This is a genomic window from Embleya sp. NPDC005575, assembly GCF_040605455.1.
Classification (GTDB): domain Bacteria; phylum Actinomycetota; class Actinomycetes; order Streptomycetales; family Streptomycetaceae; genus Embleya.
The window spans coordinates 1-5,565 of sequence record NZ_JBEXCV010000284.1 but is presented as its reverse complement, the minus strand read 5'-3'; the positions used below and the strand labels follow the sequence as shown (position 1 = coordinate 5,565).

At 71.4% G+C, this 5,565-nt stretch carries 4 protein-coding genes; 2 read left to right on the top strand and 2 right to left on the bottom strand.

The window, feature by feature from the left end; genetic code table 11:
* A partial coding sequence (locus ABZS54_RS41880; protein WP_355548368.1) for an FtsK/SpoIIIE domain-containing protein occupies positions 1-1,826 on the top strand: 1,826 nt, incomplete at its 5' end.
* A gap of 121 nt (positions 1,827-1,947) precedes the next feature.
* Here ABZS54_RS41880 and ABZS54_RS41875 read toward each other — a convergent pair.
* Positions 1,948-2,247: a hypothetical protein gene (locus ABZS54_RS41875; RefSeq protein WP_355548365.1), complete on the bottom strand. Its 300-nt coding sequence runs from the start codon at positions 2,245-2,247 to the stop codon at positions 1,948-1,950.
* Between the two features lie 154 nt (positions 2,248-2,401).
* Positions 2,402-3,247 carry a hypothetical protein gene (locus ABZS54_RS41870; protein WP_355548362.1) on the bottom strand — a complete coding sequence of 282 codons (846 nt, stop codon included), beginning with the start codon at positions 3,245-3,247 and terminating at the stop codon, positions 2,402-2,404.
* Positions 3,248-3,418: 171 nt separating this feature from the next.
* Between ABZS54_RS41870 and ABZS54_RS41865 the strand changes: the two genes are divergently transcribed.
* On the top strand, positions 3,419-5,565 hold a 2,147-nt coding region (locus ABZS54_RS41865), incomplete at its 3' end, for a putative T7SS-secreted protein (protein ID WP_355548359.1).

Sequence of the window (5,565 nt, the reverse complement as noted above, 5' to 3'; positions counted from 1 at the left end):
CCGGCCGCGGCCCCGCCGCCGGCCCGACCCGCTCGGTGCGCGCCACCGAGCTGACCCTGACCGGTCTCGGCCGCCCCGTGTCGCTGCCGATGGTCGACGAGGGGCCGGACACGACGGACGCGCCCAACCCGACCGACCTCAACGCCCTGGTCTCGGCCCTGCGCGAGGCCGCCGCAACGCTGCCGGACTACACCCCGCAGCCCAGCCCCTGGTTGCCGGCGCTGGCCGAACGGGTGCTGTTGGACGATCTGCCGGCGGTGGAGCGGGCCGACACCACAGCGCTCGACACCTGCCCGCCGCCCATCCCCTACGCCCTGGAGGACGTCCCGCAACTCCAGGAGCAGCGGGTGACCACGGTGGACCTGGCCACGTTCGGCCACCTGTACGTGATCGGCTCGCCGCGCTCGGGCCGCACCCAGGTGCTGCGCACCATCGCGGGCGCCGCGGCGGCCACGGCGAGTTGCGCCGACGTGCACCTTTACGGGATCGACGCGGGCGGCGGCGGGTTGGCCGCCCTGGAGACCCTGCCGCACTGCGGCGCGGTGGTCTCCCGGCACGACATGGAGCGAATGGGGCGACTCCTCGGCCGCCTGGTGCGCGAGTTGACCGAGCGTCAGGAACGGTGCAGCGCGCACAACGCCGCCGGGCTGGTGGAGTTGCGCCGGATGCTCCCGGCTGCCGAGCGGCCCGCGCACATCGTGGTCCTGCTCGACGGCTGGGACGCGCTGGTCGCGCTGCTCGACGACCACGACGGCGGACGCCTCGTGGACGACGTGATGCGACTGCTGCGCGAGGGCGCGGCGGCCGGCATCCATATCGTGGCCACCTCCGAACGGGCGCTGCTCAGCGGTCGGTTGGCCGCTCACAACGACCACAAGCTGCTGCTGCGCCAGGCCGACCGGACCGACTACCAGATGGTCGGCATGCCGCTGCGCAAGGTGCCGGCGGTGATCCCGCCCGGTCGCGGCTGGCACGTGTTGTCCCAGACGGAGAGCCAGGTCGCGCTGCTCGCGCCCGACCCGAGCGGGCAGGAGCAGGCCGAGGCGCTGCGCCGGATCGGCGCGGAGGCGACCCGCCGCGACATCGGGGTGCCGCACGAGCGCATGCCGGTGCGGATCCCGACGTTGCCGCGTGTGGTCGAGTTCGCCGCCGCGTACGAGCGGGTGCCGGCCCAGGTGCGCCGCCCGATGTGGGGGTTGCTGGGCATCGGCGGCGACAGCGCGGAGCCGATCGGCGTGGACTTCACCGCCAAGTCTGTGTTCTGCGTGATCGGACCCTCCGGAACCGGACGCAGCACCACCCTCGCGTCGTTGTCGGTGTCGCTGCTCGCGGGCGGCACCTCGCTGGTCGTGTTGACCCCGCGCGAATCGCCGCTGCGCGGACTCGCGCAACACCCGCAGGTGCGGCTGTTGACGGACGAGGACCCCGCCGCCGAGGACGTCGAGCGTGCCCTGGAGGAGTTGTCCGGCCCGCGCGTGGTGGTCGTCGACGACGCCGAACTGCTCGGCATGCCCGCCGCCGACCGGGTCCTGCGCGACCTGGCGATCGCGGGGCGGGACCGCGGACAGGGGCTGCTGTACGCGGGTTCCTACGACGCCCTCCAGGTGGCGATGGCCAGTTGGCTCAGCGCGGCCCGGCGCGGCAGCCGGAACGGGATCCTGCTCGCGCCGAAGAACCTCCAGGAGGGCGACATGATCGGCGTGCGACTGCCAACGAACGTGGTGCGCTCGGCGCCGCCTGTGCCCGGCCGGGGATGGACCGCCGGTCCGGGAAGCGTGCCGATGTCGGTACAGGTGCCGTTGACGGTGTTGCGGTCGGCCGGGTAGCCGGCACCGCCGAACCGCCTTGCGAGTGAGACGAATTCGGGCCGCCCCCAAGGGGGTGCGGCCCGAATCGCGGTGGGCGGGGCTCGGTTCGTACCGAGACCCGCCCGATGGTGTCCGAAGCTCAGTTCTTCTTCAGGTTCTTCGCCATCTCGACGTCCATCTCGTGCATCTGCGTACGGATCTTGGCGAACATCTCGGAGAAGATCTGGATGCCGTCGATGGCGGCGGTCAGGCTGGTGTCGAACTTCGCGTACGCGTCGCGCATGGCCGGGCTCGACTCCTTGAAGACCATGCCGTTGTCGAGCAGCCCGTTCACGTCGCCGAGCAGGGTCTTGATCATCGGCGTGATCGTCTCGCGAGCCTTGTTGAGCTTGCCGGCGACCTCGTCGATCCGGGCAAAGTCGAGTGCGATATCGGGCATGGGTTCCTCCAGGGAAGATCGGCTCACCGCAGGGCTGGGCGAACCGGGTCGGGAGCTGCGGGGGTCGGGTGCAGCCGGGATCGTGTGATGCGGGGATCGCGGAATGCGAGCGTCGGGCAGTCGGGGGCTCGAAGGGAGCGGGAGTCGAGCGGGCTCAGTCGCGGCGCGGGATGTGGCCACCGCCGCCGCCACCACCGCCGCCCGGGGGAACGGGCTTTTCCGGCGGCTTGGGCGTGACGTCCTTCCACTCGTGCTTGCCGTCGACGCGCGTGTACTGGTGCGTCTTGCCCTCGGAGTCGACCACCGTCTGGGTCCCGCCGCCATCCTTGTTCAGGTGCGTGTCGGTGGTGGTCACGCTGCCGTCGGCCGCGGTGGACACGGTCTTGTAGTTCAGCCGGTCCGAGTCGTAGGTGGTGACCGACGTGTACGTCTGACCGTTGGAGGTGACCTTGGTCTCCTCCTTGATCACGTTCCCGTTGGCGTCCAGGGTCAGGTGGGTCTCGATCCGGCCGCCGTTGGGCGTGGTGATCACCTGGTCGAGCGGCGGCTTGTCGCCGGGGTCCTGGGCCTTGCAGAACTCCGGGAGCTTGCCGTCCGGTCCGGGCTTGGCGCACTCGTCCAGGTGGTCCTGCTTGTACTTCCACGCGGCGACCTTGTTGCGCCACTCCTCCAGGCCCATCGTGGCGCCCATCACGCCCATGCCCTCGGTGATCTGCGCGTCGGCGTTGAAGTAGGCGTCGCCGACCTTGCCGAAGCAGTCGCCGAGCTTCTTGAGCAGGTCCTCGGCACGGGTCATCGGACCCGCGGACAGCCGGTACAGGCTGCGGAACGCACTGGTCAGCGTCGGGTCGCCGAACACCGCTTGGGCGTCGGTGTAGCCGCCCTTGCCCAGGGTGGCGAAGTCGCTGGACTTGAGCGTGGGCGAGATCCGCTCGGCGAGGTCGTACAGGTCCTTCTTGGCCTCGCTCAACGTGCTGTAGTCCAGCGCGAAGTCGATCACGTCCGCTCCCGTCGGGCAGCGCGGACCCACCGGCCGGATCCGTCGCCGTGACCACGCCGAAGCCACCCGGTCGGTTCATCGGTCGATATTCCGCAGGTTCGATGAACCGACCGGGTGGCTTCGGCGTGGTCACGGCGAGGTCCGGCGAGCACGGCGAGGAGACGACGGGTCATGGGCAATCGCCCCACCGACTGGAACGCGATCGGCTTGAGCACCGATCCCACCCCAGGCGACCCCGTCCGGCTGCGTGCGCTGGTCACCTCGATGGACAGCCTGGGCCGGGTCGCCCGCGAGATCGACGAGGCGCTGAACTCGGTGCTGGACAAAACCGGCACGGGCGCCTTCGTCGGGCAAACCGCCGACGCGCTGCGGGACAAGATCAGCGGCCCGCTCCGGGAGTTCGTGCAGAGCATCGCCGACGCGTTCGAGAACGCGGCCAAGTCGATGCGCGCGTACGCGGACGTGATGGAGACTCAACAGCGGGTCGCCGACGCCGCGTTGACCAACGGCCGGGGCCTGGCCCCGGAGGACCCGCAGCGCGCCGAATACGGGACGACCGCACGCAACGCGGGCTCCGCGCAGCGCACCCAGGCCGAGGCCACCGCCAAGGTCGTCAACAGCGCGGCCACCGGGATCAAGCAGCCGGTGACCGACTGCGACCTGTTCTGGGAGGCGTTCAACTGGCTGGCGATCATCCTGATCCTGCCCGCGCTGCTGTTGGGCGGCCCGCTCGCGCTGCTGGCGATCGGGATCAACCTGGTCCTGTTCGTCAAGACCGCGGTGGACGTCGCGAACGGCAAGGCCGGGCTGCTCGACCTGTTCCTGGCCGGACTGGGGATGATCGCGCCGACCACCAAGGGCCTCAACCTGCTCAAGCTGTTCAAGGACGGCGCGAAGTTCATCTGGGACAAGGGCCTCAAGGCCTTCGCCCAGGGCGCGTGGGGCGGCCTCAAGGGCGCCTTCGGCGGGGGCGCGTTCCGCTCGTTCGCGTTCATCCCGGGCCTGAAGGACTTCGCCCGGCTCGCGGGCGGCTGGGTCAAGTCGGGCGCCCTGTGGGTGGGCGCGGCCACGCTCAAGCTGCCGTCCTGGGTCGCCTCCGCGATCGGCAAGGGCGGCCTGGCGGTGGTCAACGGCTTCAAGGCGATGCCGGCACTGTTCCGCGGCCTTCCCGGCATGATCAAGGGAGCCGCCGGCAGCACCTGGAAGTTCCTCAAGACCGAACTCGGCGGCACCAAGTGGCTGCGGCTGATCCTGCCGGTGGACGCGGCCGAGATCAGCCGGTTCGGCCTCAACCGCGCGCTTCGGATCGGCTTCTACGAGCGCGGCGTGCTGGGCAAGTTCCGCTACGCCTCACCGCTGCTGAGCGCGGGTGGGCGCGGCCTGAGCCAGATCCCGACTCCGCCGCCGCTGCACGGGGTGGGCGCGCTGCCCGAGATGTCGCTGGACAAACTCGCCCAGATCCGGGCCGGCGACTGGTCCGGGTTCGGCGCGAACGAGCTTCGGCTGAACAGCCTGGACCTGCCGACCAATCTGACCGTCACGTCCCCGGGCGGCCTGCACATTCCCACCTCCTTCGGCGAGGTGATGCAGTTCGCGCCGGACGCGGTGCGCCGGATGGACGCGCTCCTGGACATCGGCGCGCGTGATCTGAAGATGGTACAGATCGGCGACTGGGCCAAGCTGCCGACGCCGGCGGGAAGCACCCGGCTGGAGCTGAACGCGGTCAACTCGATCGGGCAGCTCACTCCTACCACCGGTGCGGCCGCCGCGGTGCACGCGCTGCCCACCCCCTCCGCGCTCCCGAGCGTCACGCACACCCCGTCACTGACCTCGCTGTCCGCGCTCGACCTGGTGCAGAGCGGGGCCGCGCACCGCCCGAACATGCCATCACCGGCCACCGGCAACATCCCGGGCGGCGGTACCGGCATCGGACACCTGATCACCTCGACGCCAACCCCGCACGCTCCGACCGCGCCGAGCCTGCATGCGTCCGGCCTGAACCACGGCCTGCCCGCGCCGAGCCTGCCCGCCTCGGGCCTGAACGCCCACGGCCTGACCGACCCGGGCCTGACCGGCCACGGCACCCCCGGCCCGCACGTGGAGCTCAGGCCGACCGAGTTCGGCTCGTCGGCGAACCTGTCCGCGCCGAGTCCGACGGCGCTCGCGAGCGGCCCGCCGCCGACGGCGCTGGTCCCGGACCACGCCGGGAACGCGCTCAACCTGCTGGACCACGGCCCGAGCACGCCGCTGCGCCTCGACTCGCCCGCCAACGCCGGCGCACTGCCCCCGGCCCCGCCGCCGCACGGCCCCGGTGGCGG